At 34.6% G+C, this 13,488-nt stretch carries 13 protein-coding genes; 7 read left to right on the top strand and 6 right to left on the bottom strand.

Annotated elements, in window-relative coordinates:
- Nucleotides 1-122 precede the first annotated feature (122 nt).
- Entirely contained in the window at nucleotides 123-746 is a 624-nt protein-coding gene (locus AC0NBN_RS02770) for an FEKKY domain-containing protein (protein ID WP_160811526.1), read from the top strand.
- A 44-nt stretch (nucleotides 747-790) separates the two neighbouring features.
- Nucleotides 791-1,552, top strand: coding sequence for a hypothetical protein (locus AC0NBN_RS02765; RefSeq protein WP_160811525.1), 762 nt, complete (start codon nucleotides 791-793; stop codon nucleotides 1,550-1,552).
- Between the two features lie 71 nt (nucleotides 1,553-1,623).
- Here the strand turns inward: AC0NBN_RS02765 and AC0NBN_RS02760 are convergent, their stop codons facing one another.
- The gene (locus AC0NBN_RS02760) at nucleotides 1,624-2,634 is read right to left on the bottom strand and encodes an acyl-CoA dehydrogenase family protein (protein WP_160811524.1); all 1,011 of its coding nucleotides are present in this window, start codon (nucleotides 2,632-2,634) and stop codon (nucleotides 1,624-1,626) included.
- Between the two features lie 268 nt (nucleotides 2,635-2,902).
- Nucleotides 2,903-3,496 carry a nicotinamide riboside transporter PnuC gene (gene pnuC, locus AC0NBN_RS02755; protein ID WP_160811523.1) on the bottom strand — a complete coding sequence of 198 codons (594 nt, stop codon included), beginning with the start codon at nucleotides 3,494-3,496 and terminating at the stop codon, nucleotides 2,903-2,905.
- 298 nt (nucleotides 3,497-3,794) lie between these two features.
- Between pnuC and AC0NBN_RS02750 the strand changes: the two genes are divergently transcribed.
- The 5 genes from AC0NBN_RS02750 to AC0NBN_RS02730 are packed head-to-tail and all read left to right on the top strand — an operon-like array spanning nucleotide 3,795 to nucleotide 6,648.
- Nucleotides 3,795-4,391, top strand: coding sequence for an HPP family protein (locus tag AC0NBN_RS02750; RefSeq protein WP_143883615.1), 597 nt, complete (start codon nucleotides 3,795-3,797; stop codon nucleotides 4,389-4,391).
- Between the two features lie 2 nt (nucleotides 4,392-4,393).
- The gene (locus AC0NBN_RS02745) at nucleotides 4,394-4,735 is read left to right on the top strand and encodes a hypothetical protein (protein WP_160811663.1); all 342 of its coding nucleotides are present in this window, start codon (nucleotides 4,394-4,396) and stop codon (nucleotides 4,733-4,735) included.
- Between the two features lie 7 nt (nucleotides 4,736-4,742).
- Entirely contained in the window at nucleotides 4,743-5,663 is a 921-nt protein-coding gene (locus AC0NBN_RS02740; RefSeq protein ID WP_160811522.1) for a TIGR01777 family oxidoreductase, read from the top strand.
- Nucleotides 5,664-5,688: 25 nt separating this feature from the next.
- A complete protein-coding gene (locus AC0NBN_RS02735) occupies nucleotides 5,689-6,237 on the top strand; it encodes a hypothetical protein (RefSeq protein ID WP_160811521.1) in 549 nt (182 codons plus the stop codon).
- A gap of 12 nt (nucleotides 6,238-6,249) precedes the next feature.
- The gene (locus AC0NBN_RS02730; RefSeq protein WP_160811520.1) at nucleotides 6,250-6,648 is read left to right on the top strand and encodes a hypothetical protein; all 399 of its coding nucleotides are present in this window, start codon (nucleotides 6,250-6,252) and stop codon (nucleotides 6,646-6,648) included.
- A gap of 99 nt (nucleotides 6,649-6,747) precedes the next feature.
- Here AC0NBN_RS02730 and AC0NBN_RS02725 read toward each other — a convergent pair whose 3' ends face one another.
- From AC0NBN_RS02725 to AC0NBN_RS02710, 4 genes are all read right to left on the bottom strand, one after another.
- Complete coding sequence (locus AC0NBN_RS02725) at nucleotides 6,748-7,284, bottom strand: hypothetical protein (protein ID WP_160811519.1); 537 nt, start codon at nucleotides 7,282-7,284, stop codon at nucleotides 6,748-6,750.
- Between the two features lie 41 nt (nucleotides 7,285-7,325).
- Nucleotides 7,326-11,432, bottom strand: coding sequence for a lectin-like domain-containing protein (locus AC0NBN_RS02720; protein WP_160811518.1), 4,107 nt, complete (start codon nucleotides 11,430-11,432; stop codon nucleotides 7,326-7,328).
- A gap of 85 nt (nucleotides 11,433-11,517) precedes the next feature.
- On the bottom strand, nucleotides 11,518-12,498 hold the full coding sequence (locus tag AC0NBN_RS02715) for a hypothetical protein (protein WP_160811517.1): 981 nt from the start codon (nucleotides 12,496-12,498) through the stop codon (nucleotides 11,518-11,520).
- 3 nt (nucleotides 12,499-12,501) lie between these two features.
- Nucleotides 12,502-13,428, bottom strand: a complete 927-nt coding sequence (locus AC0NBN_RS02710; RefSeq protein ID WP_160811516.1) for a hypothetical protein — start codon at nucleotides 13,426-13,428, stop codon at nucleotides 12,502-12,504.
- Between the last annotated feature and the right edge of the window lie 60 nt (nucleotides 13,429-13,488).

The following is a 13,488-nucleotide window of genomic DNA, read 5'->3' as shown; positions in this document are numbered from 1 at the left end:
CTGAAGTACAAACTCAAGTGTAGTTTTTTAATTTAACTTTAGTAATAATATCAACATTATATTTCAACTTCCTGTCTGAACAAAGCCGAAACGGCTGTAGATAAAGCCATAAAAAAAATGCCGTGACAAAAAAATTAACAATAATAAATATTATAATTCTGACTTTAATATTTTTTTCAAATATTATAACGTTTTATGGAATTAATTATCCAACAAAATTTAATTTTTTGTTCAATTTTAATGGATATGGATTTGAATACATAATTATTATTTTAGTTATAATTGCAATTCCTACAGCCCTTATTTCGACTTTAAACTTTAAAAATCTGAATTTTAAAAATAAATTTTTAGGAATTTTTGCTCTAGTTAATACAGTATTTTTAGCCTTTATAATATTTGAAGGTATTTCAGGATATAAAATGATGAAAAATGAGTATCTCAAATTAGAAAAAGAATATGTTAATAAAGCAAATCTGGATATTAAAAATGATCGGGTTACGTACAGATATGCAGGAGGTTTAACAATTTCGGAATGTAATCAAAATACTGAAAATAAAATTGACAGTATCAACAAAAGATATGGATTAATATTCGTAAATACAGGTTGTGTTGTAATGGAACATGAAATTAATGCTCAAGAAAAATATGCAGAAATTGTAAAACGATATCTTGAAAAAAGAAATGGAAAAAATTGGGAACAGAAAATGGAAAAAGAAATTGAAATAATAAAAAGAAACTGCAAATAATAAGTGTTTACCCAAAAAACAGAATTACAACTCTTATGAACTTTATGGAAAACAAGTTAATCACCATTAAAAAATTAAAAAACGGTAAATATTATGTTGATTTTCATCAGTATATAATAAACATGATTATTTCATTTATTCTTATTTTTCCTGCAATATATTTCTCATCAAAAAAACTAGTTTTTTCGTTAATTTGTTTTATAATTTTTTGGATATTCATTTGTATAATAATTGATGTAAATGATTACGTCGGGAAAAATGTACATAACAAAATTTTTTCAAAAAAAATTTTTGAAGATCTAAAGTTTAGAAATTTTCAAAAAGAGCAAATAGACAAATATGAAGGCTTGATAAAGACCGAAAACGGAAGAACAATAAGAATATTTTATAATTGGAATAAAGTAGCAGAGGGTTTTATGAGTTTCGGCGATATTGAAATTGACATTTTCTTTACACCTCAAATATTCAACAATATTATAGACGACGTAAAAATTAACAAATTAAATAAAAAATATGATAAAACTTTTTGGTCAAAAACTAAAAGAACAATTTTTGCATTTGATCGATTAAAAATATTCATAAACTATTATCCTTGGACAAAAAGTACAAAAATAGAGAATGAGATTTCAAGAGGTTTAGAAATCTTACGGGAAAATAAACTTGAACCATTTGACATTAGAAATATAAAAGACAATGAACTTGCCAATTTAGAAAAAGATGGATATTTCCTACCTAATATGGAGTATATTTGGGAATACATTGAGAAATATGAAAAACTACCTCCAATAAAATATTCTCAAAAGTAGATTAAAAATTAAGTATCATTGAAATTATGATCTCAATTATTGTTACGGACAGATCACGGAAAAAAGATACTTTACATTTCCCTCCTGAAATTGGCATGCTGCGTTGCTGTAAAATAATTACAAAAAACCTGGTAAACTGCAGAATCTGTGTGACTTGCCCTTATTCCCAGCTGAAAATAAATTTCAAGAATCTGATGCGATAAATTTTCAACTAAAGATGAAGAGTAATCATGAATTTCAGACTGTTTTTCAGAAATAACCAACTTAGAATTAGTAAGCAGAGATTCAATTTCATCTGCAAATTCAACAGCCTTTTTCATTGCTTCTTCTATTTTCTTATTGAATAAATCCAAATTTAGATGAGATCTAATTTTGAGAGCTTCTTCTGCAAAGTGAGAAGCCATGCCAAGATAGTTGACCAATAAAGTCAGATCAGCAAAAATCCTGAACGGAATTCTATCTAGAACATCATCCGTAAAAAACTCATCGTACACAAAACTATAATCTTCTGTAACTTTTACATTTTCAACCTTAAAAGAATAGGTTCCGGTTGCTTTCATTCCCATTGATTGCCAGTTCGGGATAATTTCAGCCTGATTTTTAGAAATAATAAATGACCGAATCATTTCATTTCCTGATTCATCCAGCAAAGGAATTTCATTATCCGTAAGCTTTGCATTTAATGTAAAATGGCTTAAATGAGGTGCTCCGGTTGCAAAATGCCACAGTCCGTTGATTAAAAAAGTTCCGTCAGTTTCTTTTTCGGCTGTTCCGCCAATCATTCCGCTTCCGCCGAAGCAGGTTTTATGATCCGAAAAAAGTTTACTTGCGATATGAGGCTTTAAATTTCTTGAAAAAAAATTGGCTCCCGAACATAAAGTTAACATCCAACCCAGGCTTCCATCAATTTTTGACCAATTGAAAAGCACTTTTAAACCTTGACTCAAGCGCAATCCCAATCCGCCATATATTTTCGGAACCCAGATCTGAAGCAGCCTTTCCTGATGAATTTGCTCAATAATTTCAGCAGGAACTTCTGAAACTTGTTGCATTTTAATTCTGATTTCCTGAGGTATTAACATATCTTTTAAATTAGTATGGATGGATTTTAATCATTCTTTTGAAAATTTTTGTGATTAATAAAACCCGTGTTTGACTTTAATTATTTTAAACGCAAAGATTTATTTTACACTCTGCTCATTCCAGTCAGTAAAGGATAATCAATAAAATTGATTTTAAGCGTGCATCTATTTTGAAGCTTCATCAAGCGACGTGTCGCAATATTTGCTTCTTAAAATTTGTAGTTTTTATTTTAAATCTTTGCGTTTAATTATTTTATTCATTTAAAGATTACGCAACGACCACTTTCGATTTAATAATTTTCCGCCATTCTAAGTAACCAAAGATCGCCACGATGAATAAAAAAGCCGTTAAAGCAGCATACAAGTAAAGACCTTTGTGGATCAACAACGGAATTGCAATGATGTTGCTCATATTCAGTAAAATCCAGTTTTCTATTTTTCTTCGTGCCATGAGCCACATTCCTGCCCACGCAAAAGCACTGACCAAAGAATCCCATATTGGAACATCTGAATCTGTAAACCGGGTTAGAAAATACCAGAAAAGGCAGAATGTCCCAATTACAATTGCTGCCGTAATCATCTTCTCATGATTGGTGGTTTCTGAAATCGCTGTTTCTTTTTGTTTTTTACCAAATTTCCAGTACAGCCATCCGTAAATGCTCATGACGAGGTAATAGAGATTTAAGGTAAACTCTGCGTAAAGTTTTGCGAAAAACATCACATAAAGCGAAAGTGAAATTCCGGCAATTCCGAAAAGATAGTTATTGGAGTTATTTTTTCGTGCCAATAATACCTGAAATACTGAAAAGACAACACCGAGCCATTCCTGCCATGTAGTCTGCTGTAAAATTTCCTGCATCAAATTAACTTATATAAATTAAATGATGAGATGATAAATCAAAAAATCCCTACGTCGGCATTATCCGAATCAGGTGTGGAAAAAACTCCCGGGTATCATCTCAGCCGCTATTGCAGCACCCCATTGATGGCGCAAATGTGAGACTTTTTTTTGGAAAATGAAAATCTTTTGATTTTTTTAAACTGTTAAATACCCGTTGTGGAATTACAGCGTTAGAAATTTTAATCTGCATATTCTTTTATTTCTTTAAATTAGCCGTTTACAAACGGATATTTTGTATCTTTAAAGCTCAAATAAAGTTGTGAAAAAAACGATAAAAAGAACATTAAGAGTATCAAAATATGTAATTTACCGTGAAACGCTGATTGATAAAAAAGAACATTTATGGTCATTTTTAGGCGCATTTTTCGGAATTGGCATTATTGCATTTCTTCAGTCGCAATATTTATTTGAGCAGGAAAATATATTTCTTATCGGGTCTTTCGGTGCATCCAGCGTACTGATTTATGGAGCGATCCAGAGTCCGCTCGCACAGCCGAGAAATCTGATCGGCGGTCATGTATTATCTGCTTTGGCAGGAGTTACTGTTTATCAGTTTGTTCCGGATATTATCTGGCTGTCTGCTCCCCTTGCGGTAGCCTCCTCTATCGTCATTATGCAGTATACAAAGACTCTGCATCCTCCAGGTGGTGCTACAGCACTTATTGCGGTAAGTTCAACAGGAAAAATTCCTGACCTGGGATATTGGTATGTGCTTTCTCCTGTTCTTTCGGGATGTATTATACTTTTGGCAGTTGCATTGGTATTCAACAATTTAACCCAAAACAGAACTTACCCAAACCATAGCAGAATAAAAAATATGCTGAGGAAAAAACATCAACACAAATTGAAAAATTAATGATTATGGAATGTATGGAATGCGGCGAAAAAATTATCGGAAGATCTGATAAAAAATTCTGCAACGATGCATGCAGAAACGCTTACAATAACAAACAAAATAAAGATTCTACCAACCTTATGCGCAACGTAAACAATAAACTGCGCAAAAACTACAGAATCCTGAGCGAAATCAATACAGAAGGGAAAACAAAAATTCCAAAAAAGAAGCTTGATGGCTTAGGTTTTGATTTTAATTACTTTACCAATTTAAAAATTTATAAAAACGGTTCGGAATACAAATTTATTTACGATCAGGGATACAAAATACTGGAAGAAGATTTTGTTTTAATCGTTAAAAACTAATTTCACAATGAAAGAAATTGTACTCATTACAGGAGCCAGCGGAGCTATTGCAAGAGCACTTTCAAAAAAACTGGAAAACAGCTATTCTATAAGATTTCTTACCCGAAAAAAAGAGGCTGAAAATGAGTTTGAATGGGATCTGGAAAATAATATTGCAGATGAAAAAGCTTTTGAAAATGTAGATCATATCATCCACCTTGCAGGAGCCAATATTTCTGAAAAAAGATGGAGTGAAGACCGTAAAACAGAACTTATTGAGAGCAGGGTAAAATCTGCAAATCTTATTCTGGAATACTTAAAGCAAAAAAACATAAAACTAAAATCATTTATTTCTGCATCCGGGATTAATTATTACGGCACCATAACTTCCGAAAAAATATTTGCCGAAAATGATCCTCCCGGACACGATTTTCTCAGCAACGTCGTTATTGTATGGGAAAATGCTGCAGACCAGTTTAAAACCGAAAATATGGCAGAACGGGTGGTGAAAATCCGAACTGCTGTTGTTTTATCTAAAAATGATGGCGCACTCAGTAAAATGATGTTCCCGATACAATTAGGCTTTGGTTCACCTATTGGAAGCGGGAAACAATATATGCCTTGGATACACATTGACGATATTTGCGGAATTTATGAATTTGCCTTAAAAAATCCTGATATGGAAGGAACTTTTAACGCTTCATCACCGCAACATGCAACCAATAAAACATTTACAAGAGCGATTGCAAATGTTCTGAAAAGACCATTGTTTGTGCCGAATGTTCCGGGTTTTATGCTGAAATTAATTTTTGGTGAACTTTCGAGTGTCTTACTGGAAGGGTCTAGAGCATCATCTGAAAAAATACAAAAAGCAGGCTATGAATTCAAGTTTCCGGATCTGAAAGAAGCATTAGAAGATTTATTAAATAAACAAGAACATAAAAAGTAATACAATGGTTATGAAAAACAAATGTATGATGATAGTCTTTATATTGCTGTCTCTATGCTTTTACGCTCAAAAGACAGACGTTATAAATGACATAAAAGCAGTGGAACATTTTAAAAATCATTATAAAAAGAAAAACTATCACAGATTTTCCGGAAAGATCAATATGCAGGAAAAAGCGGTTGTTTTTGACAACAAAACGGTTTACTATGATAACAAAGATAAGATCATTACTTCTGTCCTGAAACAAGGGCTTATCTATCCACAGCTTATGACCGATTACCAAATGCAGAAATTTCTTGATGAAAATACAGACAAAACCCAAAAAAGGTTTCTGAAGTTACAGAAAGATCCCCGAGCGGCCTTTGATGTCAATAATATTGAACTAAGTAATGCTTCAGAGATTAGCAGTGGGAACAAAAATATAAAAGTAAAAAGATTTAAAACTGATTTCAGAGATCATCGTCTTAAAATAAATTCAGTGTATTATTTTGAACTCATTAATAATGCTGCAACAAAAGAAATGCCTTTGGAAACTTTTATAGAAGGATCGAAACTTTCATACATCGGAAATTAAATATTATATCTTTTGACATCACTACAGCAACGAGGCAGGAAAAGAACAATTGCTGTTATCATCAGTATACTTTTGGTAAGCCTCTATTCTATTTATATTTATCAATCTGTTGTTCCGGGATTTAAGCTTTCAAAACTTATTTCGCAGATTATCCGCTTTATACTTACCTGTGGACTGATGTATCTGGTTTTCATTGGTAAAAAATGGGCAAGAATGGTGTCTCTCATTCTTTTCTCACTCGCCGTCATTGTGGCAGTTTCATTTATATTTTCTTCAAATTTTTCTCCTCTTCAGGAAATTCCTTTATATGTAATGATATTTGTATATGCTGATGCTATTTATTATTTCGGATTTTCTGAAAGTTATAAAGCTTTTGCAGAATATCAACGTTCAAAAAAGACTTTTATATGATTATATTGAAAATCAAACGATTAATACGTCAGTTTATTCAACTGATAACAAAAAAAGAGGATAAATATTTATCCTCTTTTTTATTAAGCTTTAATACAATTATGATTTCCAAAAAGTCCATTTAGAACCATTAAAAACCGCTAATCTTTTAGCTCCTGCTTTATTGATGTAAACCATCATTCCCGGAGCAGGATCAGGAATATTGTCTGTATTTTCTACCATTGGTAAAACCATTGCTTTGTTGGCAGATTCCAAGATAAGTACACCGTTTGCTGAAGATGTCGGAGCACCTATAATTGCACCTTTTGTTGTGTCTTCTATTGTAGAAGGTTGTATCGACAAATAAGAACTTACATTTGCTCCGTTACCACTGCTCAAATCCTGCCAAGTGCCATTATAATATTTTACTTTAGCATTAGCCGGATCTGTAGCATCTAAGAGAATTGTTCCCTCTACCAAGCCAGAACCGGAAGGCAGTGTTCTGTTGTAAGGTAGTATGATACCTTTATTTTGGTCAGCAAATTCTAATAAAACGGATGTTTTGTCGTTGACCGTTCCTATATTGTTACCTATAATTACCTGTGAAAAGCAAAGAGATGCTATGACCAGACAAATTGTTGAATATATTTTTTTCATTTTTTTGTTGTATTAATAATTTAAATCAATCCAATTAAGATTTAAGTTTGAGGAGAAGTATTGGGATTAACTACAGGCGGAATTGGGCTTTCATCAGGGCAAGCAGGCGTGCTGAAACATTTCCAGGCATTGTCAGAATATATTTTCAGACATTTATCTGTTGTGTCATACACCATCATTCCTTCCTGTGGATTGGTAATATTTCCTAAATCTGCCTTAGCAATTCTTGTCACTACAAAACCTTGTGTATTAGATTCTAAGGCTATGTGTCCTGATTTTCTTACCATCGGCCAATTACTTGGATCATTACTTCCTGCTCTTTTTAATAATGTAATTCCCATTTTTGTCTCGCTTCCTGTTCCGTTATTTACAGGATCTCTGTAACAAACACAACTATTAATAGTGACCGTTACTGCATTGGAAGCTGGACTGTAACATCCTGAACCATTTGAATAAAAAGCATAATAAGTTCCTGCACCAGCATTGGCAACTTGTGCTGCCGTTAAAGCTGTTCCGCTGTGCGTATTATTGTTGAACCATACAAGATTTGCTCCGGGTGCAGTATTTCCTGTATAAGCATCATTCAGATTAACCGTTACAGATGGACAGGTATTGGTGATATTTTGTACTGTCGGAATTTTATTGGCAGATATCTGCACTTCTGTATTGAACTCAAACTCCTCTACCATCAGTACAGAAATAACATCACCCACCGCTAAGTTTACCGTTGCAAAATTGACAAAAGGATACAGATAGTAAGCATTATCCATTTGATTAATTTTCACACCGTTTTTATAAATAAAGATATGATCATCACCATACGTTAAATCATATTGATAAGTTCCTTCTTCTCCACTCGCAACCGTTTTACTAAATAAAACAGCATAATCTTCATTAATTCTGGGATCACCAACCGGCCAGCTTGGATCATTGTTGATCTGAGTTCCGACATAATTTTGAATTTGTGGATTAGAAGGCATTAAACCTGTACCTAATGTTTGAAAATCTATACTGTAAGCATCACTGGTTCCTGCTTTTACATTATAATTAAATGTAGCTACCTGAGAATAGCTGCTCGTAGGAAAGTTATTAGCATTTGAGATCTCTGTCCAAGCATCAGTTCCGGCAGGAGCATCAAATACTCTTGCAGACCAGCCCGTCGTACTGTAACTTGTAAAAGACGGACAACAAGGAGTTATCGTAACTGTTACAGGCGCAGAAGCATTGCTGTAACAATTGTTTACTGTATCATAGAAGAATGCATAGTAAGTTCCTGCAGTTGCTTTTGAAACCTGCACCGATGTTAATGCTGTTCCGCTATGGGTATTATTCGTAAACCATTTCATCTCTGAGTCTGGAGGCAGAGTTCCTGAATACGTTGTGTTCAAATCTGCAAAATTGGCAGGACAGGTATTGGTAAGCGTACCGGAAACTGTTGGCTGTAAAGTGCTCACGCTACAAGGCGTTGTAATATTGACAGTTACCGTGTTACTTATTGCCGTACATCCACCTGCGCTGGTAACAATTGCCCGGTAATATCTCGTAGCCGTTAATGCTCCCGGAGCGTAAGTAGCATTGGTCGCTCCTGAAATATTTGTAAATAATGTATTGTTGGTAGAAACCTGCCATTGGATGCTTCCTGTAGCTCCTGTTAATGAAAGCGCTGTTGGCGCACTTCCTGAAATTATGGTCTGATTGGCTCCGGCTGTTCCTGCCGCTAAAACAGGATTTGCTGTTTGTGAAGTTCCAATCGTCTGTCCTGAACCTGCAACAGTGGGCACACCATAGCTTGTGGAGGTTGAGGTTGTATTGACCGTATTTCCTAAATTCTGAGTAACCGGTTGGTTAAAAGCTCCGTTTGTAGCACCAGAGTTCCCTCCCGACATTGAAGAGTTAACAAGATTTGCTGAGGTGAAAGCTGCGCCTCCTTCAATGGCATCCGGACAGCCATCGTTATCTGAGTCTAAATCTAAATGATTAGGAATACCGTCACCATCGGTATCAAGTTCAAAAGGTAAGGAACAGGTTTGAGAAAACCTTACTTTTTGCTCATTGGTAAAAACTCCGGTTGATCCCGTGAAACCAAAAAATACTTTATTAGCTCCTCCAAAGATAGAATTAATAACATCTCCTGTATAAGACCCTGCCAATGTGCCATTTACAGTATAAGAAAGCGTATTGGTTGAACGATTCCAAGTTACAATTACCGCATGCCATGCACCATTTTCTAAATTTGGTAAAGCGACAGGGGTTGATAATGAAGCTTGATTACTAGATCTCCATATATGACCATGGTCTGCAGTAATATCTGAAATTGGTTCCCACCAATTTTCAAACGTATCAAGTTCTAAAACTATTCCGTTTTGAATACCTCTTGCCCCAATACCAGATCCTATCTCACCAGTAGCATTAACTCCTGCCGGATCATTGTGAAAAACAATAGCAACTCCATCAGCACCATCATTATCAGCACCTAAGTAAGCCTGAAAAGAAATTGTAAAACTTTTTGTAAAATCTGTTTTTCCATAAGACCACAGTTGTCCTGATTGTGCCTGTGCATTTTGTGTCAATCGTACCTCTGTACTATTAACCATCTGAGCATTACCGTTAATCTTAAAAAATTCATTAACTGGTCTATTTAAAAGATTTTCTTCACAATCTAAAATTCCATCATTATCATCATCTAAATCGCATGCATCAGCAATACCATCTCCATCTGAGTCAGGATTAGTTGCAGAAATTAAACAAGGATTATTTACGGTAATTGTTACCGTATTGCTTATCGAAGTACATCCACCAACACTGGTAACAATTGCACGGTAATATCTTGTAGCCGTTAATGTTCCCGGAGCATAAGTTGTATTAGTTGCTCCTGAAATGTTTGTAAATGTAGTATTGTCATTAGAAAGCTGCCATTGAACGCTTCCTGTAGCACCTGTTAACGATAACGCTGTTGGTGTGCTTCCTGAAGTTATAGTTTGATTTGTTCCTGCAGTTCCTGCCGCTAAAACGGGATTAGCCGTTTGCGCAGTTCCAATTGTCTGTCCAGAACCTGCAACAGTAGGCACACCATAGCTTGTAGAGGTTGAGGTTGTATTGACCGTATTTCCTAAATTCTGAGTAACCGGCTGATTGAAAGTGCCGCTTGTAGCACCAGAGTTACCTCCCGACATTGAAGAGTTAACAAGATTAGTAGATGTGAAAGCCGCACCACCTTCAATTGCATCCGGACAACCATCATTATCAGAGTCTAAGTCTAAATGATTAGGGATTCCGTCACCATCAGTATCACAGAGAGTTAATACATCTTCAGAGCCATAAGCTATATTGTAAACATCTACACCAAAATTGGCAGAACCTAAATTTTGCCAACTAGAAGCAGCAGTCGTAGGAGCACTGTTTGAATAAACTATAGAGCGAACACTACTGTACGACTCATCAGTAGGGACATCAGTACCGTCATACAAAAAATAGAAAACACCATCATTAACAGCAATATCTTTCAATAAATAATTGAAACCTCCGGTTCCAAAAGTATATGTACCTCCTACTATTGTACCTAAAGAAGTCCATGGAACAGATACGGGATTGGTTGTACGATATAGTTCTATATTGTTGGTTGTACCAATCCTCTTCCAATGGTAAAATACACCATTATCATAACCCAGATTTTTATAACCGCTGCCAATATTTGCATTCCCTAGGTTGACAAAGTTTCCTGTTATGATGTTGGCAGAATAAAGCAAATTACCAGCAGAATTTATGATATAATATTTACCATCATCATACGCTAAGTTATCAACAGTTCCTGTTACATTAGCATTTAAATAAGGTTGTCCATTTGGTGCTGTGCTACAACCTGTACCACTCGCACAAACATATGCTGAAGCAATACCATTTGTCTGTTTATAAAGCCATAAAGGATCAGCTAAATTTGTAGGTGTGTAATCAAAAAGGTGAAAAAGAGGTTTATTATTTACAGTAGGACATTCTACTGTATCTAAAATCCCATCATTATCATCATCTAAATCACAGACATTTGCAATTCCGTCACCGTCTGAATCAGGATTGGTGGCAGATGGGACACACTGAGCATATCCAATTACGCTCATCATACTTAGAATAAGTATAAAAATTTTGTTTTTCATTTTTTTTGTTTTTTCGTTAAAAGAACTATTCTTTAATTTTTATTTTAATAGAATTTCATTTAACTAGAATATGTTGTTTTGAAATTTATAATCTTGTTATAATAAAATAATAACTGAAGTTTGAACCTGCAGGAATATTGAATAGACACTCGTCTTTACTGAAGTCATTATCACCACCTGCATAATTAAAAAACAACGCTACTTTTTGATTTGCCTGTGTTGTCTGGTAGGCTACAGTAAGAGTTTGAGGATTTGCTAAACTGTATGATGTGTTAAAAGTACTGCCACTATCATTCCTCATCCCATCTAGTCTGCCTCTAAAAATAGTGTCTGTAGTATAAATCGTTCCGCTTGCAGAAGCAAAAATGGTATTGACTTCAATTTGTCCGTTGAATGTGTAGTTTTGGGTATCATTAAATCTGTTACATCTTGCTGTACCATAAAATTCAAACAAATAAACACCCGGCTCCGGAATCGTAATATACTGCACGTTGCTTACCGACTGACCATTGATGGTAGCGTTTGTATCTGTACCAAAGGTCATTCCGATAGTATCACCTTTTAGACCAGCATCATTTCGTATGGGTAAATTAATGTATTGATTTGTATTTGACAATGAAAATCCACCTGTATTATTAGTATTGTTATAGGTTGCAGGAAATGCACTTCCATTTTGGTAATAGAGATATTTTACTGTGGTAGGAATTCCTACGGCGTTACCGTTAGAAGATACACCTAAATTGTTAAAAGGAGGTGTATAATCTGTTTCGTTAAGTACAGGTAAATTCTGGTGTCTGATATTTTTTATTCCTTGGGAATTAATGTGAAGGAGTGCATCAGGAATATTTGTACCTATATTAATTCCTACTTTCCCGTCATTCGTTACTTTTAAAAGCTCTGTATTAGAAGAATTATTAATCTCTAAAGCTTTCGCAGCATCATTATTTCCTTTTGTAACAATATCCAACATTGCAGACGGAGTCTCTGTACCAATTCCTACTTTATCATTTTGTGCAAATGTAAATCCAAATAGAAAAAAACAGGCTATAATATTAACATTTCTCATCTTCTACAGTTTTGAAATAATTAATGTTACCCTCTTATCCAAACCAGCAGGTGCAGGAAATGTACAGGAGCCACCACTATACTGATCACCAGTTCCCCAATTCACAAAAAACGCCACTTTTTCATTGGCTGTAGTAGTTTCTACAATAGAAAAAATATTGTGAGCAAATGGATAATTATAATATCCTGTCGCCAAAGCTCCTGCATCTGTTCTTCTTGGCAAAGCATTATATCGAATGGTAGTAAGTTCTGAATAGTTAGTGCTTCCTGAATTCGCTTTGTAGATACCTGTTCCTATTCCTAAGAGATTTACACCGCCACTATTTCCTGTCCTATTTCCTGAACAAGAGGTATAATAATTTAAATTAATTTTATAAACACCCGGAATTGGAATCGTAATATAACGTGCATTTACTCCCATAATATTAGTTCCATTGGTTCTGGTAAGCATAGAATTTGTGTCTGTACCTATGGAAACACCCAAAGGATTATTTTGGATTCCTGAAGTGAGAAAAGGTAGTAGAGTAAATGAAGTATTACTGGCCAAAGGAAAACTATCTACAGCTTGAGTGTTGTCAATAGTAAGATAAGAATAAAGTACCGATGGCACATAAGTGCCTACATAGCCATTGGCATCTATTGCAATAGGAGTAATACCTGTACTTATCTGTGGTAGATTTTCATATCGTACTCCTCCATCGGTATGCAGTTTTGCTGTTGGTGTCGGAACATTTATTCCTACATTGCCATTGTCTAATACGGTGACCAGTTCTTTGGCATCAGAATTATTGATTTCCAAAGCTTTTGTTGCGCTGGTGTTTCCTTTGGATTTGATGTCTAATGTTGCAGATGGATTGTTTTCGTTGATTCCTACCTGAGAAGAAAGAATTCCTGATATCACTATTGATAGTGATAAAATTGTTTTTTTCATTTTGTGTTATAAATTTTGTGTTATCATACTATCCCTGTGGTTGACAGGGATAGTGTAAGT

The organism is Chryseobacterium sp. L12, from assembly GCF_056133985.1.
Note: the sequence above shows the minus strand (reverse complement) of the source record. Positions and strands in the feature narration are given on the sequence as shown.

What these genes read in the sequence shown, in the direction of transcription:
- AC0NBN_RS02735 (WP_160811521.1), top strand. Translation starts at nt 5,689, where the DNA reads ATGATGATAGTCTTTATATTGCTGTCTCTATGCTTTTACGCTCAAAAG.
- AC0NBN_RS02740 (WP_160811522.1), top strand. Translation starts at nt 4,743, where the DNA reads ATGAAAGAAATTGTACTCATTACAGGAGCCAGCGGAGCTATTGCAAGA.
- AC0NBN_RS02725 (WP_160811519.1), bottom strand. Translation starts at nt 7,284, where the DNA reads ATGAAAAAAATATATTCAACAATTTGTCTGGTCATAGCATCTCTTTGC.
- AC0NBN_RS02760 (WP_160811524.1), bottom strand. Translation starts at nt 2,634, where the DNA reads ATGTTAATACCTCAGGAAATCAGAATTAAAATGCAACAAGTTTCAGAA.
- AC0NBN_RS02765 (WP_160811525.1), top strand. Translation starts at nt 791, where the DNA reads ATGGAAAACAAGTTAATCACCATTAAAAAATTAAAAAACGGTAAATAT.
- AC0NBN_RS02710 (WP_160811516.1), bottom strand. Translation starts at nt 13,428, where the DNA reads ATGAAAAAAACAATTTTATCACTATCAATAGTGATATCAGGAATTCTT.
- AC0NBN_RS02720 (WP_160811518.1), bottom strand. Translation starts at nt 11,432, where the DNA reads ATGAAAAACAAAATTTTTATACTTATTCTAAGTATGATGAGCGTAATT.
- AC0NBN_RS02715 (WP_160811517.1), bottom strand. Translation starts at nt 12,498, where the DNA reads ATGAGAAATGTTAATATTATAGCCTGTTTTTTTCTATTTGGATTTACA.